This is a genomic window from Streptomyces sp. WMMB303 (assembly GCF_029351045.1).
Lineage (GTDB): Bacteria > Actinomycetota > Actinomycetes > Streptomycetales > Streptomycetaceae > Streptomyces.
The window spans coordinates 5,278,486-5,301,684 of record NZ_JARKIN010000001.1; the positions used below are offsets into that span (position 1 = coordinate 5,278,486).

At 72.3% G+C, this 23,199-nt stretch carries 17 protein-coding genes; 6 read left to right on the forward strand and 11 right to left on the reverse strand.

Annotated elements, in window-relative coordinates:
* Positions 1 to 61: 61 nt before the first annotated feature.
* The 3 genes from P2424_RS23165 to P2424_RS23175 form a co-directional block, all read right to left on the reverse strand.
* On the reverse strand, positions 62 to 316 hold the full coding sequence (locus P2424_RS23165; RefSeq protein ID WP_019355778.1) for an acyl-CoA carboxylase epsilon subunit: 255 nt from the start codon (positions 314 to 316) through the stop codon (positions 62 to 64).
* A gap of 74 nt (positions 317 to 390) precedes the next feature.
* Positions 391 to 2,013, reverse strand: a complete 1,623-nt coding sequence (locus P2424_RS23170; protein ID WP_276477659.1) for an acyl-CoA carboxylase subunit beta — start codon at positions 2,011 to 2,013, stop codon at positions 391 to 393.
* Positions 2,014 to 2,251: 238 nt separating this feature from the next.
* Complete coding sequence (locus P2424_RS23175; protein WP_276477660.1) at positions 2,252 to 3,730, reverse strand: cytosine permease; 1,479 nt, start codon at positions 3,728 to 3,730, stop codon at positions 2,252 to 2,254.
* Between the two features lie 184 nt (positions 3,731 to 3,914).
* Between P2424_RS23175 and ureA the strand changes: the two genes are divergently transcribed.
* The 4 genes from ureA (at position 3,915) to P2424_RS23195 (ending at position 8,342) form a co-directional block, all read left to right on the forward strand.
* The gene (gene ureA, locus P2424_RS23180; protein ID WP_276477661.1) at positions 3,915 to 4,709 is read left to right on the forward strand and encodes an urease subunit gamma; all 795 of its coding nucleotides are present in this window, start codon (positions 3,915 to 3,917) and stop codon (positions 4,707 to 4,709) included.
* Positions 4,706 to 6,427: an urease subunit alpha gene (locus P2424_RS23185; protein WP_276477662.1), complete on the forward strand. Its 1,722-nt coding sequence runs from the start codon at positions 4,706 to 4,708 to the stop codon at positions 6,425 to 6,427. Before ureA ends, P2424_RS23185 begins: the two co-directional genes overlap by 4 nt.
* 105 nt (positions 6,428 to 6,532) lie before the next feature.
* Positions 6,533 to 7,570 carry an agmatine deiminase family protein gene (locus P2424_RS23190; RefSeq protein WP_276477663.1) on the forward strand — a complete coding sequence of 346 codons (1,038 nt, stop codon included), beginning with the start codon at positions 6,533 to 6,535 and terminating at the stop codon, positions 7,568 to 7,570.
* 133 nt (positions 7,571 to 7,703) lie between these two features.
* Entirely contained in the window at positions 7,704 to 8,342 is a 639-nt protein-coding gene (locus P2424_RS23195; protein WP_276477664.1) for a TetR/AcrR family transcriptional regulator, read from the forward strand.
* Positions 8,343 to 8,357: 15 nt separating this feature from the next.
* Here P2424_RS23195 and cimA read toward each other — a convergent pair whose 3' ends face one another.
* From cimA to P2424_RS23215, 4 genes are all read right to left on the reverse strand, one after another.
* Entirely contained in the window at positions 8,358 to 10,016 is a 1,659-nt protein-coding gene (gene cimA, locus P2424_RS23200; RefSeq protein WP_276477665.1) for a citramalate synthase, read from the reverse strand.
* Positions 10,017 to 10,346: 330 nt separating this feature from the next.
* Positions 10,347 to 11,993 (reverse strand): alkaline phosphatase D family protein, encoded by a 1,647-nt coding sequence (locus P2424_RS23205; RefSeq protein WP_276477666.1) that lies wholly within the window; start codon positions 11,991 to 11,993, stop codon positions 10,347 to 10,349.
* A 165-nt stretch (positions 11,994 to 12,158) separates the two neighbouring features.
* Complete coding sequence (locus P2424_RS23210) at positions 12,159 to 13,265, reverse strand: branched-chain amino acid aminotransferase (RefSeq protein WP_276477667.1); 1,107 nt, start codon at positions 13,263 to 13,265, stop codon at positions 12,159 to 12,161.
* Positions 13,266 to 13,617: 352 nt separating this feature from the next.
* Complete coding sequence (locus P2424_RS23215) at positions 13,618 to 14,685, reverse strand: 3-isopropylmalate dehydrogenase (RefSeq protein ID WP_276477668.1); 1,068 nt, start codon at positions 14,683 to 14,685, stop codon at positions 13,618 to 13,620.
* Between the two features lie 150 nt (positions 14,686 to 14,835).
* Here P2424_RS23215 and P2424_RS23220 point away from each other — a divergent pair, with 150 nt between their 5' ends.
* Positions 14,836 to 16,461, forward strand: coding sequence for a metallophosphoesterase family protein (locus P2424_RS23220; protein ID WP_276477669.1), 1,626 nt, complete (start codon positions 14,836 to 14,838; stop codon positions 16,459 to 16,461).
* Positions 16,462 to 16,593: 132 nt separating this feature from the next.
* On the opposite strand, the gene P2424_RS23225 is transcribed toward P2424_RS23220, so the two are convergent.
* The 3 genes from P2424_RS23225 to P2424_RS23235 all read right to left on the reverse strand — a co-directional run bounded on the left by P2424_RS23225 (position 16,594) and on the right by P2424_RS23235 (position 19,707).
* Complete coding sequence (locus P2424_RS23225; protein ID WP_019355765.1) at positions 16,594 to 16,722, reverse strand: hypothetical protein; 129 nt, start codon at positions 16,720 to 16,722, stop codon at positions 16,594 to 16,596.
* A gap of 358 nt (positions 16,723 to 17,080) precedes the next feature.
* Positions 17,081 to 18,712, reverse strand: a complete 1,632-nt coding sequence (pruA, locus tag P2424_RS23230; protein WP_276477670.1) for an L-glutamate gamma-semialdehyde dehydrogenase — start codon at positions 18,710 to 18,712, stop codon at positions 17,081 to 17,083.
* A gap of 68 nt (positions 18,713 to 18,780) precedes the next feature.
* Positions 18,781 to 19,707, reverse strand: a complete 927-nt coding sequence (locus tag P2424_RS23235) for a proline dehydrogenase family protein (protein ID WP_276477671.1) — start codon at positions 19,705 to 19,707, stop codon at positions 18,781 to 18,783.
* Between the two features lie 252 nt (positions 19,708 to 19,959).
* Between P2424_RS23235 and P2424_RS23240 the strand changes: the two genes are divergently transcribed.
* Positions 19,960 to 21,192 carry a helix-turn-helix domain-containing protein gene (locus P2424_RS23240; RefSeq protein WP_276477672.1) on the forward strand — a complete coding sequence of 411 codons (1,233 nt, stop codon included), beginning with the start codon at positions 19,960 to 19,962 and terminating at the stop codon, positions 21,190 to 21,192.
* Between the two features lie 154 nt (positions 21,193 to 21,346).
* Here P2424_RS23240 and serA read toward each other — a convergent pair whose 3' ends face one another.
* Complete coding sequence (gene serA, locus P2424_RS23245; protein WP_276477673.1) at positions 21,347 to 22,936, reverse strand: phosphoglycerate dehydrogenase; 1,590 nt, start codon at positions 22,934 to 22,936, stop codon at positions 21,347 to 21,349.
* Positions 22,937 to 23,199: the final 263 nt, after the last annotated feature.

A 23,199-nucleotide genomic window follows, 5' to 3' on the forward strand; every position in this document is an offset into this window, starting at 1 on the left:
GGCACGCGCCTTCGTCGTCCCCGCGTGGCGGCTCCTCACGGAGCAGCGCGCGAAGCGGTGACTAGCCCTGCCAGCTGTGCGGTGCGCGGAAGCCGTGCTGGCGCTCCAGCCGACGCCATCCCGCCTTGCTCGGGCGGCCGCGGCGGGCGGCGGGCTGCGGCTCCCCGGCGCGGGTCGAGGCGGCGCGGGCGAGCAGCAGCGCCGTGACCGCGGCCAGTTCCTCCGCGTTGGCCCGCCCCTTCTCCACGCGTACGACGCTGTTCGCCTCGGCGGTCAGCGGACCCGTACTGCCAGGCTCCTTCGGGCTCTCGTTCATCTGTGCTCCCATCACTGCCGGGTTGCTGTGCGGTTTCCGGGGCGCCGCTGAGCTGTGCGCCGGCGCCCGCCGTGTCACTGCGGGGGGTTGCCGTGCTTGCGCGACGGCAGGTCTGCGTGCTTGCTGCGCAGCATCGCCAGGGACCGCACGAGCACCTCGCGGGTCTCGACCGGGTCGATGACGTCGTCCACCAGACCGCGCTCGGCGGCGTAGTAGGGGTGCATCAACTCGGCCTTGTACTCCTTGACCATGCGGGTGCGCATGGCCTCGGGGTCGTCGGCCGCGGCGATCTGCTTGCGGAAGATGACGTTGGCGGCACCCTCGGCGCCCATCACCGCGATCTCGTTGGTCGGCCAGGCGAACGTCAGATCCGCGCCGATGGACTGGCTGTCCATCACGATGTAGGCCCCGCCGTACGCCTTGCGCAGGACGACGGAGATGCGCGGCACGGTGGCGTTGCAGTAGGCGTACAGCAGTTTGGCCCCGTGCCGGATGATGCCGCCGTGTTCCTGGTCGACGCCGGGGAGGAAGCCGGGGACGTCCAGCAGGGTGAGGATCGGGATGTTGAAGGCGTCGCACATCTGCACGAAGCGGGCCGCCTTCTCACTGGCCTCGATGTCCAGCACACCGGCGAGCGACTGCGGCTGGTTGGCGACGATACCGACGACCTCGCCGTCCATCCGGGCCAGAGTGCAGATGATGTTGGTCGCCCAGCGCTCGTGCACCTCCAGGAAGTCGCCGTCGTCGACGAGCTCCTCGATCACCTTGCGCATGTCGTAGGGGCGGTTGCCGTCGGCGGGCACCAGGTCCAGCAGGGCTTCACCGCGCCGGTCGGCCGGGTCGTCCGTGGGCTCGGCGGGCGGGTTCTCGCGGTTGTTCTGCGGCAGCAGCGAGAGGAGGTAGCGCACCTCCTCCAGGCAGGTCTCCTCGTCGTCGTAGGCGAAGTGCGCCACACCGGAGGTCGCCGCGTGCACATCGGCGCCGCCCAGACCGTCCTGGCTCACCTCGGCCCCGGTCACCGCCTGCACCACGTCGGGCCCGGTGATGAACATCTGCGAGGTGTCGCGGACCATGAAGACGAAGTCGGTCAGCGCCGGGCTGTAGGCGGCGCCGCCCGCACACGGGCCGAGCATCACGCTGATCTGCGGGATGACCCCGGACGCCTTGGTGTTGCGCTGGAAGATGCCGCCGTAGCCGGCCAGCGCCGCGACGCCCTCCTGGATGCGGGCGCCGGCGCCGTCGTTGAGGGAGACCAGCGGGGCACCTGCCGCGATGGCCTTGTCCATCAGCTTGTGGATCTTGGTGGCGTGGGCCTCGCCCAGCGCGCCGCCGAAGATCCGGAAGTCGTGCGCGTAGACGAAGACGGTCCGGCCGTGCACGGTGCCCCAGCCGGTGATCACACCGTCGGTGTGGGGCTTCTTCTCCTCCAGGCCGAAGCCTGTGGCACGGTGCCGGCGCAGCGGCTCGATCTCGCGGAAGCTGCCCTCGTCCAGAAGCAGTTCGATCCGCTCACGGGCGGTCAGCTTGCCCTTCGCGTGCTGAGCCTCGGTCGCCCGCTCGCTGGGGCCTCGGTGCGCCTGCGCACGGATCGCGTGCAGCTCGGCGACACGGCCGCGCGTGTCCTGCGCCGGAACGGAGCCGGGCGAACCGGGCGGGGCCTGTTCGGCCTGGGGCGACGGCTGGGACAGATCGGTCATGTATAGACCCTACGAAACCCGGGTGCCGATCACCGTCGTCAGATTCGTACAGTCTCCGTGGCGTTTTCATGGCAGCGCTGGACAGAACCTTGCCGAAGCGCGGCCGGTGAGCAGCGAACTCTCCCACGCCCGGCGTGGCGGGCTGTGGAGTCCCCACAGCTTCCCGACCGGCGGTTCTACGCCTTCCCGCCGTCGTCGGGCGCCCCGTCGCAGCCCGGCGGCGCGCCCGACGACGGCGTCAGGGCCGCGGCGCGGCCGCTTCCGGTCCCCGGCCGCGCGCCGTCGCTCCCGGTGCTTCCGCCGTGGACGGTTCCCGGGCGGCGGCGCTGGGACCGGCCGTCGGCCGCCCTACCGCCAGCAGGAGGAAGGCGGTCGCCGCGACGGCGGCCGAGAGGAGGAAGCTGAGGTCGAACCCGCCCAGGTGCGGGACGAGCGGGCCGGTGTAAAGGGGTGTGTCGACGGCCAGCAGTCCGACGGCGGACCCGACGGCCCAGGCCAGCGTGGCACGCAGGTGCCAGCCCGCGGTGTACCAGTAGCGGCCGCCCGCCGAGCGCCGGTTGAGGACCTGCAGCGCCTCCGCGTCGTACCATCCCCGGCAGCGCGCGTGCCCGATCAGGACGATCACCGCCCAGGGGGTCCCCACGGCGGTCAGCAGCAGCACGAACGAGGTCATCGCGTCCTGCGCGTCCCAGACGAAGTGGCCGAGGAAGACGAGCGCGGTCGCCAGGGCCGCCACGGTGTAGGTGGCCCGGGTGCGGGTGGTGCGGGGGACGATGGCGTCCAGGTCGAGCCCCATCGAGTAGAGCATCAGTCCGGCGTTGCCGATCGAGCCGAACGAGGCCGCGAGCAGCAGCGGCACCAGGAACCAGAACGGCGCCTCCCGCACGAGCGGGCCCGCGTAGTCGGTGGCCGCACCGACGGCGACCGCGGTGAAGGTGCCGAAGAGCTGTGGGATCAGCAGTCCGGCGACCAGCCCGACGCAGGTGGTGAGGTAGACCCGGCGGGAGGAGTGCCGGGCCGGTGACATGTAGCGGGTGTAGTCGCCCAGCAGGGTGATGAAGGCGATCGGACCGCTGAGTCCGGCCGCCACGACCGACAGCAGCCAGGTCGTCCAGAAGTCGCCGAGCAGGTACGAGGTCCCGGCGGGTGCCTGGGTGGTGAAGTGCGGCGCGTAGGCGAACGCTCCGATGACCAGCAGCGCGGTCATCCCGAGGGCGAGGACGCGGCTCAGCCGCAGCAGCAGTTTGTAGCCGTAGACGGCGCACCCGGCGGTGCACACGGCGAGCACGGCGTAGACGAGCGCGTAGCCGGCCGCGGAGTCGGGCAGGCCGAAGAGCCGGGCGAGTGAACCGACCATCGCGTCGCCGCCGACCCACAGGGTGAGCGCGGTGTAGCCGAGCGAGAGCAGCAGCCCGATCGCCGAGCCCAGCAGCCTGCCGCGCACCCCGAACTGGGCACCGCTGCTGGTCGAGAGGTTGGTCGCGGTGCGCAGCGAGACCAGCGCGAGCGGGGCGACCAGCACCGTGCCGACCAGGGTTCCGGCCACCAGAGAGGTGACGGCGGGCCAGAAGCCGAGCCCGAAGGAGACCGGAAGCCAGCCGAAGATGACGACGCCGAGCGCCAGATTGGATCCGATGAGGAAGCTCACGATGTCGCGGGGCCTGCTGGTGCGTTCCGCTTCGGGGATGACATCGACGCCGTGCTGCTCGATCTGCATGGTGCTCCCTGGAGGGTCCTGGCATTGGTTTGAGCAGCGCTCAATCTGATGCATCCCTAACCGCGCGGTCAATAGTCGATGCTAAGACTTGACTATTTGAGCGTTGCTCTAAATGCTGGCCGGACACCCGTGACGCCCTGCACCACGACCGGCGTCATGACCACGACCGGAAGGTGGGGAGAGCGTGCGGCTGGGTCCGACCGAACGAGACCGCCTGCTGATCTTCGGCACGGCCGAGCTGGCGCGGGCCAGAAGGGCCCGAGGGCTGCGGCTGAACGTGCCGGAGGCCACGGCGCTGATCGCCGACACCGTCTGCGAGGCGGCCCGCGACGGGCTCCGGCTCGCCGAGGCCATCGCAGCCGGCCGCGCCGCGCTGGCCCCCGATGACGTGCTGCCCGGGGTGGCCGACGTACTCACCGAGATCCAGGTGGAAGCCGTCTTCGAGGACGGCTCCCGGCTGGCCGTGCTCCCCTTCCCGCTCCGCTCCCCCGACTTCCCGCTCCACTCCCCCGACCCCACCGCCGACGGCGTCGCCCCCGGGAGCCCGGAGGGCGCGCGGCACACCGCTCCCGGCGCGGTGCTGCCCGCCGGGCCGGAGGAGGACACCGACGCGGCCTACGCGCCGCGAGCGGCCGCGCTGTCGCTGCCCGTGCGCAACACCGCGGCGGTGCCGGTCAGTGTGACCTCGCACTTCCACTTCTTCGAAGCCAACCCCCGGCTGGAGTTCGACCGTGCCGCCGCCTACGGCATGCGGCTTGCGGTCCCGGCCGGCTCCTCGGTGCGCTTCGATCCGGACGGCACCCGCACGGTGGGACTGGTGCCGCTGGGCGGCGACCGGACCGCCATCGGATTCGCCGGTCTGGTGGACGGGCCGCTGGACGCACCCGGGGCCCGCACGGAGGCGCTTCGGCGCGCGGCGGCCTGCGGATATCTGGGCGCGGCCGGCTCGGACGCGCACCGCGAGGAGGGAGAGGCATGAGCGGGGACGCACACGAGTACGCGGCGGTGCACGGGCCGCGGAAGGGCGACCGGGTGCGACTGGGTGACACCGGGCTCGTCGTCCGCGTCGAGTCCGACTCGCAGCAGCCGGGGGACGAGTTCCTGGCCGGGTTCGGCAAGACGGCCAGGGACGGGCTGCATCTCAAGGCGGCCGCCGTCCGCGAGACCTGCGACGTGGTGATCAGCAATGTGGTGGTGATCGACGCCGTGCAGGGCGTCCGCAAGGTGTCGATCGGGATCCGCGAAGGCCGGATCCACGCGATCGGAAGGGCGGGCAACCCGGACACCGTCGACGGTGTGGACGTCGTCGTGGGCACCGGCACCTCGATCGTCTCCGGCGAGGGGCTGATCGCCACGGCGGGTGCCGTGGACACCCACGTCCATCTGCTCTCCCCGCGCATCATGGAGGCGTCCCTGTCCTCCGGCACCACGACGATCATCGGCCAGGAGTTCGGCCCGGTGTGGGGTGTGGGGGTCAACTCGCCCTGGGCACTGCGGCACGCCTTCTCCGCGTTCGACGCCTGGCCGGTCAACATCGGCTTCCTGGGCCGCGGCTCCTCCTCGCATCCCGCGCCACTGGTGGAGGCGCTGGCCGAGGGCGGCGCCTGCGGCTTCAAGGTGCACGAGGACATGGGTGCGCACCACCGGGCGCTGGACACCGCGCTGCGGGTGGCCGAGGAGTACGACGTCCAGGTCGCGCTGCACAGCGACGGGCTGAACGAGGCGCTGGCCGTCGAGGACACCCTCGCCGTGCTGGAGGGGCGCACCATCCACGCGTTCCACATCGAGGGCTGCGGCGGCGGCCATGTCCCGAACGTGCTGCGGATGGCGGGCGTGCCCAACGTCATCGGCTCCTCGACCAATCCCACACTGCCCTTCGGCCGGGACGCGGTCGCCGAGCACTACGGCATGATCGTCTCGGTGCACGACCTGAAGACCGACCTGCCCGGCGACGCGGCCATGGCCCGCGACCGGATCCGTGCGGGCACCATGGGCGCCGAGGACGTCCTGCACGACCTGGGCGCCATCGGCATCACCTCCTCCGACGCGCAGGGCATGGGCCGCGCGGGCGAGACCGTGCGGCGCACCTTCCAGATGGCGGCGAAGCTCAAGGCGGAACGCGGGCCGCTGGCGGACCGCGGGGCGCTCCTCGGCGCCGGGGGCCGAGGCACCGACGACGCCGACGACAACGCGCGGGTGCTGCGCTACATCGCCAAGCTCACCCTCAATCCGGCCCTGGCGCACGGCCTCGCACATGAGATCGGTTCGCTGGAGCCGGGCAAGATGGCCGACATCGTGCTGTGGCACCCGGCCTACTTCGGCGCCAAGCCACAGCTCGTCCTCAAGTCCGGCTTCCCCGCCTGGGGAGTCACCGGCGATCCGAACGCGGCGACCGACACCAGCGAACCGCTGGTGCTGGGACCGCAGTTCGGGGCGCACGGCGCGGCGCCCGCCGAGCTGTCCGTCGCCTTCGTCTCCGCTGCCGCGGCCGAGCACGGCGCGGACACCCTGCCGACCCGCCGCCGCCGCGTCGCCGTGCGGGGCACCCGCGGGATCGGTCCGGCCGACCTGGTGCACAACGCACGGCTGGGCTCGGTCGAGGTCGACCAGCACAGCGGGCTGGTGACGCTGGACGGGGAGCCGCTGCGCTCCGACCCGGCCGAGCACGTCTCGCTCAACCGCCTCTACTTCCTCTGACCCTCCCGCCGCATCTCCCCCTGATTCTTCGACCGCCTCTCCCCGTTCGCGCCCGGCCGACCGGCCGCACGACCGACCGCCGACCACCGCAAGGAAGCTGCCTCGATGAGCACCCCCACGTCCGCCGCCGCCCCTGTCATGCCGCCCGAGTGGGCGCCGCACGAGCGCACCTGGATGGCCTGGCCGGGCGCCAACCCGACCTTCGAGGACCCGGCGGTGCTGGCCGAGGCACGCACCGCCTGGGCGTCGGTGGCCCGCGCCGTGCGCCGCTTCGAGCCGGTCACGATGGTCGCCTCACCCGCCGACGCGGCAGCGGCACGGCGGCAGCTCGGCCCGGACATCGAGGTGGTCGCCGAGCCGCTGGACGACGCGTGGATGCGGGACATCGGGCCGACGTTCGTCACCGGGGGCGGCCGACTGGCCGCCGTGGACTGGACGTTCAACGGCTGGGGTGCCCAGTCCTGGGCCCGGTGGGACCGGGACGCGCTGATCGGCGCGGCCGTGGCCGGACGCGCGGGCGCCGCGGTGCACACCTCGCGGCTGGTGAACGAGGGCGGCGGCATCCATGTGGACGGCGAGGGGACGGTGCTGCTCACCGAGACCGTGCAGCTGGGTCCGGAACGCAATCCGGGCTGGACGCACGAGGAGGTCGAGGCGGAGGTGCACGCGCTGCTGGGCACCCGCAAGGCGGTCTGGCTGCCCCGCGGGCTGACCGCCGACTACGGCACCTACGGCACCCGCGGGCATGTCGACCTGGTGGCAGCCTTCGCCGCGCCGGGCGTGGTGGTGGCCCACACCCAGCCCGACCCCGCGCATCCCGACCACGAACTGTGCGCCGAGACGGTCAAGCTGCTGCGATCGGCCACCGACGCGCGGGGCAGGCGGCTGGAGGTCGTCGAGCTGCCCGCGCCGACGGTCACGCACACCGCGGACGGCGAACCGGTCGACTACAGCTACGTCAACCACTACCTGTGCAACGGCGGGGTCGTGCTGTGCGGTTTCGGTGATCCGCGCGACGAGCTCGCCGCCGGCATCTTCCGTCGCCTGTTCCCGCGGCGCACGGTCACGCTGGTGGACGCGCGCACCGTTTTCGCCGCGGGGGGCGGCGTCCACTGCATCACCCAGCAGCAGCCGCGGGTCTGAACCGGCCGCGCGGCGGCAGGGGTGCCGGCCCGGGCGCCGCACGGTCGGGCCCGGCTAGGCTGAACGACCGGCAGCCGAGGGCGCCGACGGCCGGCGTCCCGCCGGGCGCACAGTCCCAGGGAGGAGCACGGCGGTGGTCGCACGGACCGGAGGCAACCGCGAACGCCCCGACGGGGGCAGGCGGCGGGCTGCCCAGCCCCGGGAGCAGCTGCTGGCCACCGCCATGGAGATGATCGCCGAACGCGGCCTGGACCGGCTGACGATGGCCGCGCTCGGCCGCGAGGTCGGTATGAGCAGCGGTCATCTCGTCTATTACTTCAAGACCAAGGACGAGTTGCTGCTGCAGACCCTGCAGTGGAGCGAGGAGCAGCTGGGCTCGGCGCGGCGGACCGCTCTCGCCCGCCGGGTGCCCGCGCGCGAGCGGCTGGACGCGCTGGTGGCGCTCTATCTGCCGCAGGGCCACCGCGATCCGCACTGGGCGCTGTGGCTGGAGGTGTGGAACCGGTCCCAGTCCGGCGACGACGAGATGCGCGCCCGCCAGCTCGAACTGGAGCTGAGCTGGCATCGGGACCTGGTGGCGCTGCTGGTGGAGGGCACGAGCCGGGGCGAGTTCGCCGCGGTCGACGCGGACCGCTTCGCCACCCGCACCCGGGCCCTGCTCGACGGCTTCGGCACCCATCTGGTGGTGGGCCTGCCGGGGGTGGACAGGGAGCTGGTCCTGGGCCACGTCCGCGACCACTTCGACCAGGCCCTGGTCCCCGCGGCGGGCTGACGACGCCGGGCGCGGTCAGTCGTGCGCCTCGGCGCCGGCGCGCAGCAGCCCGTAGGTGTAGCCGTCGTCCAGGGCCTGCCAGGAGGCGGCGATGACGTTGTCTCCGACGCCGACCGTCGTCCACTCCCCGCTGCCGTCGCTCATCGACAGCAGCACCCGGGTGGTGGAGGAGGTGCCGTGCGCGCCCTCCAGGATGCGGACCTTGTAGTCGACCAGGTTCAGCCGGGCCAGTGCGGGGTGGATGCGCTCCAGTCCGGCCCGCAGAGCCCGGTCCAGCGCGTCGACGGGACCGTTGCCCTCCCCGGTGACGACGATGCGCTCGCCCTTGGCCCACAGCTTCACCGTCGCCTCGTTGACCTGCATGCCGTCCGGCCGCTGCTCGACGATGGCGCGCCAGGACTCGGCCCGGAAGAACCGCGGCGCGGTGCCCGCGGCGCCACCGTGCACCTCGTCCCTGAGCAGCAGTTCGAAGGAGGCGTCGGCGGCTTCGTAGGTGTAGCCCTTGAGTTCCTGCTCCTTGACCCGCTCGACCACCCGGCCGACCAGTTCGCGGTCGCCGCTCAGGTCGTAGCCCAGCTCCTTGCCCTTGAGCTCGACAGAGGCGCGCCCGGCCATGTCGGAGACGAGCATCCGCATGGTGTTGCCGACGAGCTCGGGGTCGATGTGCTGGTAGAGGTCCGGATCGATCTTGATCGCGGAGGCGTGCAGTCCGCCCTTGTGGGCGAAGGCGGAGGTGCCGACGTAGGGCTGGTGGGTGGAGGGGGTGAGGTTGACGACCTCGGCGATGGCGTGTGAGACGCGGGTGGTCTCGGCGAGCGCGCCCTGGGGCAGCACGCGCCTGCCGTATTTGAGTTCCAACGCGGCGACGACAGGGAAGAGGTTGGCGTTTCCGACGCGTTCGCCGTAGCCGTTGGCGGTGCACTGCACGTGGGTGGCACCGCCGTCGACGGCGGCCAGGGTGTTGGCGACCGCGCAGCCGGTGTCGTCCTGCGCGTGGATGCCCAGCCGGGCCCCGGTGTCGGCCGCCACGGTGCGGACGACGGCCTGGATCTGCGCGGGGATCATGCCGCCGTTGGTGTCGCAGAGGACGACCACCTCGGCGCCCGCCTCATACGCGGTGCGTACGACCTGCTCGGCGTAGCGGGGGTTGGCCTGGTAGCCGTCGAAGAAGTGCTCGCAGTCGACGAAGACGCGGCGGCCGTGTTCCCGCAGATGGCCGACCGTCTCGGCGATCATCGACAGGTTCTCCTCGAGCGTGGTGCGCAGCGCCAGCTCCACATGGCGGTCGTGCGCCTTGGCGACGAGCGTGACCACCGGCGCCTTCGCGTCCAGCAGCGCCTGGACCTGCGGGTCGATCTGCGCGGGGACACCGGCCCTGCGGGTGGAGCCGAAGGCGACGAGCTGTGCGTGCCGGAAGTCGATCTCCTGGGGGGCGCGGGCGAAGAACTCGGTGTCGCGCGGGTTGGCGCCCGGCCAGCCGCCCTCGATGAAGCCGACCCCGTACTCGTCGAGGTGGCGGGCGATGGTCAGCTTGTCGGCGACGGTGAGGTTGATGCCCTCGCGCTGCGCGCCGTCGCGCAGAGTGGTGTCGAAGACGTGGAAACCGTCGTCCGGGGCCTGCGGTCCTGTCGGGTTGCCGGTGGCTGCTGCGGCGCCTGCCGCGTCGGAGGTCATGGCTGGTGGCTCCTGGGCTGGGTTCAGTGGTTCCGGAAGGAAGCGCTCCACTTGCCCCCATCATCCCTCGCGCCGTCCGCTCCGGCTGAGGTGGGCCGGAAAACGAAAAAACCCCTCGCGGGTGCGAGAGGTCTGCGCGCGGGTCTGGGGCACGGTGTCCGCTGCCGTACGGGTCGTTCCACGGCAGTCGGTCACTGCGGACCGGCGCGCCTGCTGCCAATAATCATGACGAACGAGGGCACGGAGGAAGTCTCGCACAACCCGACCCCTGCGCCCCATTCCGTCTCACGATGCGAAAACCCGCCGCTCAGACGGTCGGCCCCGGCCCGCTCACACCTCGTGCAGGCCCTGCTCGCCGACCCGGGTGGCGAAGGACGCGGCGGTGCGCACCGGTGCTCCCGGCTCGGTGACGACCGCGACCGTGCGGAAGTCCGCCCGCGCCTGCCGCTTGTCCAGCCGCACGGTCACATACCCCCGGTGCCCGTTGTAGAACTTCATGTGCGGGTTGGCCGCCAGATAGGTCTCCCAGTTGGCCGGCCGGTCCTCGCCGTCCTTGCCGCTGGTGACGGAAGTGGCGACGATCTCGGTCCCCACCGTGCGGGAGTCCTGGTCGCCGAAGTCCCGCTTGATGTCGTACGCGTACCCCTTGTGCACGTCCCCGGTGAGCACCATCAGGTTCTCCACCCCGGCAGCCTCGGCACCCGCCAGCAGCCGGTCCCGGGAGGCCGGGGCGCCGTCCCAGGCGTCCATGCTGACCTTGTAGGCGGACGTGCCGTCGCTGCGCCGCTCGGAGAAGGTGACCTGCTGCGGAACGAGGTTCCAGAGGGTCTCCGAGCTGCGCCACCCGTCGATCAGCCAGCGCTCCTGCGTGGCGCCGACCATGGTGCGGGCCGGATCCGTCGACTCCGGGCCCGGGTGGTGCCAGCCGTCGCCGTACGCCTGGTCCGAGCGGTACTGCCGGGTGTCGAGGATGTCGAACTGCGCCAGCCTGCCGAACCGCAGCCTGCGGTAGAGGCGCATGTCCGGGCCCCTGGGCCGCTGGGGCCGGCGCAGCGGCAGGTTCTCCCAGTACGCGCGGTAGGCGGCTGCGCGGCGCACCAGGAAGTCCTCCGGGGAGCCGCCGTCCTCGGGGACGTCGTCCGCGTAGTTGTTCTCCGTCTCATGGTCGTCCCAGGTGACCAGGAACGGGTGCGCCGCGTGCGCCGCCTGCAGATCGGGGTCCGACTTGTAGAGCGCGTACCGCAGCCGGTACTCCTCCAGCGAGACCGTCTCCCGGTCGAAGCGGGCGGGCAGCGCCCGGTCGGTGTACCCGCGGGCGCCGCCGTGCGCGTCGACGGCGTACTCGTACAGGTAGTCGCCGAGGTGGAAGACCAGGTCCACGTCCTCCTCGGCGAGGTGCCGGTGGGCGGTGAAGTAGCCGTGGTGGTACGCCTGGCAGGAGACGGCGGCCAGCCGGAGCTCGCCGATGTCGGCGCCGGGAGCCGGCGCCGTGCGGGTGCGGCCCACCGGGCTGAGCCACTTCCCCGCCCGGAAGCGGTAGTAGTACACGCGGTCGGCGCCCAGCCCTTCGGCCTCCACATGCACGGCATGGTTCAGCTCGGGATGTGCGAGGGCCGTACCGCGACGCACGACACGGCGGAAGCGGCGGTCGTGGGACAGCTCCCAGCGGACGGGGATCCGCGCCTTGGGCAGGCCGCTGCCGGGCTCGTAGGGCTCGGGCGCGAGGCGCGTCCACAGCACGACGGAGCCCGGCTGCGGGTCACCGGAGGCGACGCCGAGGGTGAAGGGGTCGGCGCGGACAGCGGTCCGCGCGTCCGCCTCGGCCGCCTGTGCGCTGCCGGGCAGGTCGGTGGTGAAGGCGAGCACCGCGGCGGCGCCCGTGACGGTCAGCAAGCGGCGGCGGCCCAGCGCCGCCGCCGCTCGTCTGATCTCCTGCTGGCTGTCCTGATCCTGCTGGGTCGTGAGGGGACGCGGCATCTGGGATCTCGGCCCTCCGGGAGGCGGTCGATGACATCGTCATCACAGCGCCGCCAAAAGGCCCTTCAGCTACGGAAGTTCGACCCCTGCATGTCAGGTACATGTACGTCAGGTCGGTTCCGGGCCTACCGTGACACGCCCATGATGTCCGCGAGGGTCTACCCCTCAGCAACCGAGGGTGTGCATCCAGCCGTGCGTGTCCTCCGCCTGGCCGGTCTGGACCGCCAGCAGCGCCTCGCGGAGCCGCATCGTGATCCGACCGGCGCCCCCGTCGCCGACCTTCCACTCGCCGCGCGCCGACTTCACCCGGCCGACGGGCGTGATCACCGCGGCGGTCCCGCAGGCGAACACCTCACTGATCGAGCCGTCCGCGTTGCCCGCGCGCCACTCGTCGGTCGTCAGGCGCACCTCCCCCGTGGCGTATCCGAGGTCGGCGGCGATCTGCAGCAGCGAGTCCCGGGTGATGCCCGGGAGCAGCGTCCCGGTCAGCTCCGGGGTCACGATCCGCGCGTCGTCGCCGGAGCCCTGGACGAAGTAGAGGTTCATGCCGCCCATCTCCTCGATGTAACGGCGCTCCACCGCGTCCAGCCAGACCACCTGGTCGCAGCCGTGCTCGGCGGCCTCCGCCTGGGCGACCAGCGAGGCGGCGTAGTTGCCCGCGCACTTGGCCTCGCCCGTCCCGCCCGGCGCGGCGCGCACGTACTCCTCGGAGAGCCACACCGAGACGGGCTCGACGCCGCCGGGGAAGTAGGCGCCCGCCGGGGACGCGATGACCATGAACGTGTACCGGTTCGCGGGCCGCACCCCCAGCCCGACCTCGGTGGCGAACAGGAACGGCCGCAGGTAGAGGGACGCCTCGCCCCCGCCGGGCACCCACGCGCTGTCCTGCCCCACCAGCAGGTCGCACGCCTCCACGAAGGTCTCCACGGGCAGCTGGGGCATCGCCAGCCGGCGGGCACTGCGCTGGAAGCGGCGGGCATTGGCGTCCGGCCGGAAGACCTTCACCGAGCCGTCGGGCTGTCGGTACGCCTTCAGCCCCTCGAAGATCGACTGCGCGTAGTGCAGCGTCATGTTCGCCGGGTCGATCTCCAGCGGAGCGTAGGGCTGCAGGCGCGCGTCGTGCCAGCCGCGGTCCTCGGTCCACTGGATGGTCACCATGTGGTCGGTGAAATACCGCCCGAAACCGGGGTTCGCCAGCACCGCCTCCCGCTCGGCGGTACCGAGCGGCTCGGCGGTCGGTTCGAGGTCGAATGCGATACGGGGGGTCGTCATGTCCGCGTCCTTAGCTCGTGTCGTTGCGGACCCAGCGGCCGGGCTCCCCACAGGTACGGGCTCCGGTGCGGCCGCCCTCGCGGCGCAGTCGCTCCGAGCGCGCTGCCGCCCCGGCACCACCGCGTTCGCTGCGCCGGGCCCGGGAGCAGCCTCCCGGCGCTGTCCACACTCCGATTATCGCGCGCCGGTCGAACACTTTCGGACAGGGGTGCGAGAACCGTGACAGGGCGGCCCGTCCCGCCGCGACGGCGGGGACGGGCCGGATCCCGGCGACCCGGGCAGCGCGCGCCCGGACCGGGGAAACGACGGTGCCGGCTACTCCTCGGCGCCCGCGGACGACTCGGCGGACGGTTCAGCCGGCCACGCGGGCCGCGAGCGCGTCGCCGATCTCGTCGGTGGTGCGGACCGGAGCGGCGTCCCGCTCGGCGAGATCCGCGGTGACGGCCGCCTCGACGCGGGCGGCCTCGGCCTCGTGGCCGAGATGGCGCAGCAGCAGGGCGACGGACAGGACGGTGGCGGTCGGGTCGGCCTTCCCGCTCCCCGCGATGTCGGGCGCGGACCCGTGCACCGGCTCGAACATGGACGGGAACTGCCGGGTGGGATTGATGTTCCCCGAGGCCGCGAGCCCGATCCCGCCGCTGACGGCGGCGGCCAGGTCGGTGATGATGTCGCCGAAGAGGTTGTCGGTGACGATCACGTCGAACCGCGCCGGATCGGTCACGAGGAAGATCGTGGCCGCGTCGACGTGCAGGTAGTCGGTCGTGACTTCGGGGTACTCGCGTCCGACCCGGTCGAAGGTGTCCTTCCACAGGTGACCGGCGTGCACCAGCACATTGTTCTTGTGCACCAGGGTCAGCTTCTTCCGCGGGCGCGCCTGCGCCCGGGCGTACGCGTCGCGCACGACCCGCTCCACACCGAACGCGGTGTTGACGCTGACCTCGTTGGCGACCTCCTGCGGGGTGCCCTTGCGGATGCTGCCCCCGTTGCCCACATAGGGCCCCTCGGTTCCCTCGCGGACGACGACGAAGTCGATCTCCGGACGGCCCGCCAGCGGGGACTCGGTGTTCGGGAAGAGCGTGGAGGGGCGCAGGTTGACGAAGTGGTCGAAGGCGAAGCGCAGTTTGAGCAACAGGCCGCGCTCCAGCACCCCGGAGGGGACACCGGGGTCGCCGATGGCACCGAGCAGGATCGCGTCGTGTCCCGCGAGCCGCTCCAGTTCGCCGTCGGTGAGGGTCTCCCCGGTGGCGTGCCAGCGTTTGGCGCCGAGATCGTACTCGTGCGTCTCCAGCTCGACGTCCGGCAGGAGGACGGCGGTGAGGACCTTGAGGCCCTGGGCGACGACCTCGGGACCGATTCCGTCTCCGGAGATCACTGCGAGGTCGATGGTGCGGTCCGTGCGGGAGGCCGTTCCTGAAGACATGCGCCAGACACTACTCCCCGTCCCAGGCTCTGACATAAGGCTGTCCGCATGACGGACGACATCCGCGGTTGCACCGGCTGACGCACGCTGTTCAGCAGACGTATCCGCCGCTGTCGCCCGCCAGTTGGCCCCCGTGGGGACCTTGGCACCATGGCCGCGAACGACCTGCCCGACCTGGGCGTGCCCGCTCGGCTCGCCGCGCGCATGAGCATGCCGGAGCAGCACGCCTACCTGCGCGAGAAGCTCGGCCGCCGCACCCGTCCCGTCCTGCCGGACGGACCGAGCAGGCGCGGGATGCTGCGCGGCGGCGGACTGCTGGCAGCGGGGGCGGCGGGCGCCGCGGGGCTGCGCGCGGACACCGCGGTCCCGCGCGGCGTCGGGAATGCTCCAGACGGCAGCGCGGCGCTGCTGCCCCGGGCCGCCGTGGACGGCGAGCTGGTCGCCCCGTTCGGCCGCCACCTCGCCTTCGGCGCCGACCCGGCGTCGCAGATGCGGATCTCCTGGCAGGTGGCGCTCCCGGTCCGGCGCCCCTACCTGCGGGTGGGCACCACGCCGTGGGACCTGGGCGGCAAGGTGGCGGCGGAGGTACGCGCGCTGCACACCCCCGCGCTGAACAGTGCGCTGCCGCGTGTCGAGCAGCTCTATCTGCACGTCGGCCTGGAGGGGCTGCGCCCGGGCACGACGTACTACTACGGCGTCGGGCACGACGGCTCCGACCCCGCGGCGCCCGAGCGGTCACACACCGTGGACTCCTTCACCACAGCGCCCGCCGACGGCACCCGACCCTTCGTCTTCACCGCCTTCGGCGATCAGGGCGTCAGCCCCGAAGCGCGCACCGCCGGCCGGCTCCTGCTCGGCCGGGACCCGGCCTTCCATCTGCATGCGGGCGACATCTGCTACGCCGACGGGACCGGGCACGGCGAGGGCTCCGACCGCTACGACGCGCGGATGTGGGACCGGTTCCTCGCCCAGATCGAGCCGGTGGCCCGCCGGGTGCCGTGGATGGTGACCACCGGCAACCACGACATGGAGGCCTGGTACTCGCCCGACGGCTACGGCGGCCAGACCGCGCGCTGGTCGCTGCCCGGCGACGGGCCCGACCCCGAGCGGGCGCCCGGGATCTACTCGTTCGTGTACGGGAACGTCGGCGTGGTGGCCCTGGACGCGAACGACGTCTCCTATGAGATCCCGGCCAACCGCGGCTGCACCGGCGGAGCGCAGACCCGGTGGCTGGAGCGGACGCTGGTGCGGCTGCGTGCCCGCCGGGGCGTCGACTTCGTGGTCGTCTTCTTCCACCACTGCGCGTACTCGACCGCCCGCCACGGCTCGGACGGCGGGGTACGGGAGAGGTGGGTGGCGCTGTTCGAGCGGCACCACGTCGACCTCGTGGTCAACGGGCACAATCACGTCTACGAGCGCACCGACCCGCTGCGCGGCGGCAGACCCACCCGCGCGCTGCGGAGCGGCGAGACGACCGACCCGGTGGCGGACGGGACCGTCTACGTCACGGCGGGCGGAGGCGGGCGCCAGCTGTACGACTTCCGGGCGCCCGACAGCTTCGAGGGGCACGTCCGGGAGCGGGACAGCGTCCCGGGAATCCGCTGGGCCGAGGAGCGGACCGCCGAGCAGGACCACGTGGAGTGGTCCCGGGTCCGCTACACCGGGTTCTCCTTCTTGGCGGTGGAGTCCCGCCCCGGGCCTCGGCCGGCACTCTCGGTGACGGCGTTGGCGCAGTCGGGGCGGCGCGTCGACCACTTCGCGGTGCGCCGCCGCTGAGGCTCGCCGGCGGCCGGGAGCCGCCCCCACGGAGGACCGCGGAGCTCGGACCCGACCGGTGAGCCCGCAGCGGCCTCTCGGCCCGTGCCGCTCGCGGCGCTCACTCGTCGGCGCTCGCTCAGCGGCGGCTGCTCAGCGGCGGTCGAAGGCGCGCTGGAGGGCTTCGGCCGCCTTGCGGCGGTCCTCCTCACGGAGGCGGGCGGCGGCGCGGGAGCGGCGGACGCGGGAGGCGGGGACGTGGGTGGCTGTAGGCGTGGCCATAGGAATGCAACTCCTTCTGCACGGCGTGGAACGCAAGACGCGAGGAGAGATCTGCCGGACAGCCAACGGCGCGGGGACAACCGGTGCGGCAGGGATCACCTGCCGGAGACGCACGGTGTCGCACCCGCGAAGCGCTCGGTCGAGCGGGACGATCGGCTTCCTACAACGATAGGAGCCGGAGCCCGTGATGTCTCGCCAAATAGTTGGGCTTCCTACTATCTGAGACGAGACCCACACCCGGCCCGTCGCTGCGGGCCGGAGGGAAGACCGGGAAAGAGCGGAAAAGAGCCGGGCCCGGCCCCCTCCGTACGGGCGGAGAAGGGGGCCGGGCCCTCATCGCACAGGGGCCACGGGGGCGTCAGCCCATGTGCGGGTACCGGTAGTCGGTCGGCGCGACCTGGGTCTCCTTGATCGCGCGCGGCGAGGACCAGCGGATCAGGTTGAACTTCGAGCCGGCCTTGTCGTTGGTGCCCGAGGCCCGCGCACCGCCGAAGGGCTGCTGGCCGACGATGGACCCGGTGGGACGGTCGTTGAGGTAGAAGTTGCCCGCGGCGAACCGCAGCTTCTCCGAGGCGGCGGCCAGCACCGCGCGGTCCTTGGCCAGGACGGCGCCGGTCAGCGCGTACGCCGAGGCCGACTCCATCTGGTCCAGCATCGCGTCCCAGTTCTCGTCCTCGTAGACGTGGATCGCGATGATCGGGCCGAAGTACTCGGCCTTGAAGACCTCGTTCTCCGGGTCGGAGCAGACGATGACGGTCGGCGAGACGAAGTAGCCGGTGCTGTCGTCGCAGGTGCCGCCGACCAGGATCTCGCAGGACGGATCGGCCGCGGCGCGGTCGATGGCGGCCTTGTTCTTGGCGAAGGCCCGGTCGTCGATGACGGCGCCGATGAAGTGCGACAGGTCCGTCACATCGCCCATGGACAGCCCACGCACCTCGGTGGCCAGGTCGTCCTTGAAGCCGCTCTCCCACAGGGAGCGGGGCAGGTAGGCGCGGGAGGCGGCGGAGCACTTCTGGCCCTGGTACTCGAAGGCGCCCCGGGTGATGGCGGTCTTGAGCACGGCCGGGTCGGCCGAGGAGTGGGCGACGATGAAGTCCTTGCCGCCGGTCTCACCCACGATGCGCGGGTAGGACTTGTAGTTCGTGATGTTCTCGCCCACGGACTTCCACAGGTGCTGGAAGGTGGCGGTCGATCCGGTGAAGTGGACGCCGGCCAGGTCCGGGTGCGGCAGTGCGACCTCGGACACCTCCTTGCCGTCGCCGGTCACCAGGTTGATCACGCCCTTGGGCAGCCCGGCCTCCTCCAGCAGCTCCATGAGCAGCACGGCGGAGTGCGTCTGGGTGGGGGACGGCTTCCAGACGACCACGTTGCCCATCAGCGCCGGGGCCGTGGGCAGGTTGCCCGCGATGGCGGTGAAGTTGAACGGCGTGATCGCGTAGACGAAGCCCTCCAGCGGGCGGTGGTCCATGCGGTTCCAGATCCCGTTGGGCTGGACCAGCGGCTGCTCGGTCATCAGCTCACGGGCGAAGTGCACGTTGAAGCGCCAGAAGTCGATCAGCTCGCAGGGCGCGTCGATCTCGGCCTGCTGCGCGGTCTTGGACTGGCCCAGCATGGTGGAGGCGGCGATCGTCTCGCGCCAGGGGCCGGAGAGCAGCTCGGCGGCCTTGAGGATGATCGCGGCCCGGTCGTCGAAGGACAGCGCGCGCCAGGCCGGGGCCGCGGCGAGCGCCGCGTCGACGGCGTCCTGTGCGTCCTGCCGGGTGGCGGTCGCGTAGGTGCCCAGGACCTTCCGGTGGTTGTGCGGCTGGACGACGTCGACACGCTCGCCGCCGCCCATCCGCTTGACGCCGTCGATCGTCATCGGCAGCTCGCGGGGGCTGTCGCCCAGCTCCTTGAGTCTGGCCTCCAGGCGCGCACGCTCGGGGCTGCCGGGCGCGTAGGTGTGCACCGGCTCGTTGTACGGGGCGGGGACCTGGGTCACAGCGTCCACGGTTGCTCCTCGGGTCGTGGTTCGGACGGTCGGTGGGGGCGCCGATCGGGTGCCCGGATGCGGTGTTCTCAGTTGCGGGTGACGAGTGAGCGCAGGAAGAAGCCCATGTTCGCGGGGCGCTCCGCCAGCCGCCGCATGAAGTATCCGTACCAGTCGGTGCCGTACGGAACGTAGACGCGCATCCGGTACCCGTCCGCGACCAGCCGCTCCTGCTCGGCCGCGCGGATGCCGTAGAGCATCTGGAACTCGTACTCGTCCCGCTTTCGACCGTAACGCTCGGCCAAGTTCTGGGCGATGGCCACCATGCGGGGATCGTGGGATCCCACCATCGGGTAGCCCTCACCGGCCATCAGGATCTTCAGACAGCGCACGTACGCCCGGTCGACCTCGTGCTTGTCCTGGTAGGCGACCTCGGCGGGCTCCTTGTAGGCGCCCTTGACCAGCCGGACCCGGGAGCCCTCGCCGGCGAGCGCGTGACAGTCCTCCTCGGTACGGAAGAGGTACGACTGGACCACGGCACCCGTACCGGGGAAGCGCTCGCGCAACTGCGAGAGGATCGCCAGCGTCGAGTCGACGGTGGTGTGGTCCTCCATGTCGAGGGTGACCGTCGTCCCAGCGGCGGCAGCGGCCTCGACGACGGGCAGCACGTTGTCGTGCGCCAGGTCGTGCCCGCCCGGGAGCGCCTGGCCGAAGGCGGAGAGTTTGACCGACATCTCGGCCTGCTCGGCGAGCCCGGCAGCGGCCAGCGCGTCGGTCAGCGCGAGGTAGGCGTCGCGGTTACGGAGAGCTTCCGACCGGTCGGTGATGTCCTCGCCCAGGTGGTCGATGGTCACCTGCATGCCGCGCGCGGCCAGCGCCGCGACGGAGTCCAGACACGGATCGAGCCGCTCGCCCGCCACGAACCGGTCCACCATCGGGCGGGTCACCGGAGCGGCCGAGACGAGGCGGCGGATGCTGTCGCTGCGCGCGGCGGCGAGGAGCACGGGTCCCAGCACGGGGCACCTCCACGGAGTCTTCTTGCGGGTGGCTCGATGGCGCACGCGCAGCGGAGGCGTGACGCGGAAGCCACCTAGAAGTTAAGGATCGCTCCACCACGGGGGCCATCGACAGGTGTCACGCGTCCGTGGCCCGGCTCTCAGACAGATGTATGAGAATAGATCGACGGGACACGCGAACCGCTGCGGCAGCGCGGTACGGCACGGCAGCGCGTGACAGACGGCACGGCGCGAGGCACAGGAGGCCACGGCATGCGCGAGGACTACCAGGCGCTGATCGACGAGGTCTCGCAGTTGCTGGGCACCCCGGCCACGCTGGAGAGCCGGGACTTCTCGCTGATCGCCTTCGGGGCGCACGAGGGCGGTGCCGACGGCGACGAGGGGCAGGACGGTGGCCCCGCGCTGGACCCGGTGCGCACCCGCACCATCCTCCAACGCCGCTCCACCCCCGCCGTGCGCGCCTTCTTCGAGAGCTACGGCATCGCCCGGGCGAGCGGCCCGGTGCGCATCCCTCCGCCGGTTTCCGGCCAGGAGGTGCCGCCGGACCCGGCAGCGGGCCTGGTGCACGGACGGATCTGCCTGCCGGTGCGCGACCGGGGCGTCGTGCACGGCTACATCTGGCTGCTGGACGACGGGACACTGGAGCTCACCGACCCGCGGCTGGCCGCGGCGATGGCGGTCGCCGACCGCACCGGCGCCCAGCTGGCCGCCGACTCCCGTGCCGAGGAGCACACCGGGGAACTGCTGCACGCAGCCCTGGCCGAGCACGGCGGAGCCGCACGGGACGAGGCGGTCGCCGGGCTGCGGACGGCACTGGGCGAGACCGCGTACGGGCCGCTGGCGCTGGTGGCGGTGCTGCCCTGGCCGGAAGAGGACGCGACCGCGGTCCGCGGCCCGCTCCCCGCCGCCCTCCCCCGGCTCGCGGCCCAGTGCGTGCGGGACGGGGCGCTGGCCGCGCTCGTGCGGCTGCGCACCCCGCACGGCCTGGAGGCGGCCCGGTCGGCGGCCGACCGGCTGCTGCGCGCGCCGGGCCGGGCCGGGAGCGCGGACCCGGCGACCGGGGCTCCGGCTCCGACCGCCGGACTGAGCAGCCCCCGCAGCGGACTGTCGGACCTGTCGACGGCCTGGTACGAGGCCCGCGCCGCGGCCCGGGCCGCGGCGGCCGAACCCCGGCCGGGTGCACTGGCCGAATGGGACGCCATCGGGCCCTACCGGATGCTCACCGGCATCCCCCGCACCGCGGGCACCGGGCCCGATCCCGCTGTGCAGGACCTCCTCCGCGCCACCCATCACGAGCTGGCCCGCACCGCCGAGGTCTACCTCGACTGCGCGGGCCAGGCGGGCCGCGCCGCCGCCGCACTCGGCATCCACCGGCAGACCCTCTACTACCGCCTCTCCCGGGTCGAGCGCCTCACCGGCCTGGACCTGAACGAGGGCGAGGACCGCCTGCTGCTGCACATGGCGCTCAAGGCCGCCCGGCTGTGAACACCCTGCGGCGGCGTGCCGCCGCGGGGCCGGGCGAGGCGACCGGGCCCGCCGGGCACCGGTACGGGGTGCGCCCCAGAACGGCGGAGGGCCGCACGCGGTCTCCGTGCGGCTCCTTCCGTTCTGCTTGCGTGGGCCCTCACGGGCCCTCGCGTCACTCGGTCAGGTTGACCGCCCGGGCGTGGGTGGCGCCCACCTCGTCGGCGATCTCGGAGAGCGCCGCGGCGCCGATGGTGCCGTCGACGGTCAGCGCGACGAGCGCCTCGCCGCCCTCCTCGGCCCGGGAGACCTGCATGCCCGCGATGTTGACCCCCGCCTCGCCCAGCACACGGCCGACGGTGCCGACGACACCGGGCCGGTCGCTGTAGCGCAGGAACGCCATGTGGTCGGCGACCGCGAGGTCCACACCGTGCTCGTTGATGGCCACGAGTTTCTGCAGGTGCTTGGGACCGGAGAGGGTGCCGGACGCCGAGACCTCCTCGCCCCCGGCGAGGGTGCCCCGCACGGTCACCACGTTGCGGTGCTCGGCGGACTCGCTGGAGGTGGTCAGCCGCACCTCGACCCCGCGCTCCTGGGCGAACAGGGGCGCGTTGACGTAGCTGACCGTGTCGTCCACCACGTCTTCGAACACGCCCTTGAGCGCCGACAGTTCCAGCACCTTGACATCGTGCTGGGTGATCTCGCCGTAGACCTCGACATCCAGCCGGACGGCGACCTCACCGGCCAGCGCGGTGAAGATCCGGCCCAGGTTCTCGGCGAGCGGCAGCGCCGGGCGCACATCCTCGGCGATCACCCCGCCCTGCACGTTGACCGCGTCGGGCACCAGCTCACCCGCCAGGGCCAGCCGCACCGACTTGGCGACCGCGATACCGGCCTTCTCCTGCGCCTCACCGGTGGAGGCTCCCAGGTGCGGGGTGCACACCACCTGGTCGAAGGCGAAGAGCGGCGAGTCGGTGCACGGCTCGGAGGCGTACACGTCCAGGCCCGCGCCCGCGACCCGGCCCTCCTTGATGGCCGCCGCCAGCGCCTCCTCGTCGACGATGCCGCCGCGCGCCGCGTTGACCACGCGCACGTTCGGCTTGACCTTGTGCAGCGCCTCGTCCCCGATGAGCCCGAGGGTCTCCGGGGTCTTGGGCAGGTGGACGGTGATGAAGTCCGAGACGGCCAGCAGCTCGTCCAGCGAGAGCAGCTTGACGCCCATCTGCGCGGCCCGGGCCGGCTGCACGAACGGGTCGTAGGCGACGACCTTCATCCCGAACGCCGACATCCGCTGGGCCACCAGCACACCGATCCGGCCCAGGCCGACCACGCCGAGCGTCTTCTCGCTCAGCTCCACACCGGTGTACTTGCTGCGCTTCCACTCGCCGTTCTTGAGCGCCGTGTTGGCCTGCGGAATGTTCCGGGCCGTCGCGATGAGCAGGCCGCAGGCCAGCTCGGCCGCGGTGACGATGTTGGAGGTGGGGGCGTTGACCACCATCACGCCCGCCTTGGTGGCGGCGGGCACGTCCACGTTGTCGAGTCCGACTCCGGCGCGGGCGACCACCTTGAGCTTGTGCGCCGCGGCCACGGCCTCGGCGTCGATCTTGGTGGCGGAGCGGACGAGAACGGCGTCCACATCGGCGAGAGCGGGGAGGAGTTCGCTCCGGTCTGCGCCGTCACACTGCCGGATCTCGAAATCCGGCCCCAGCGCTTCGACGGTCGCGGGCGACAGCTCTTCGGCGATGAGTACTACGGGCTTGCTCACGTGGTCTCCAAATTCTTGGGACGGCGCGTTTCCCTGCGGGGCGGGAGGAGCAGACGCACGACGCTGTGAGCCTGTGGACCCGCAGTCTATCGAGGGCACCGCCCCGATGTGGCCGATCGGTCCACACCGCCTGCGGGGCGGGCCTCCGCCCCTGATCGTGCCCTCGGGGCCGGGGGACGGAACACCCGGAGCGGGGGGCGGGACGGGTTCGGGCGGCTTCCGGCGGATTCCGGTCCGGGCGGGCCCACCCGGCACCTGCCCGT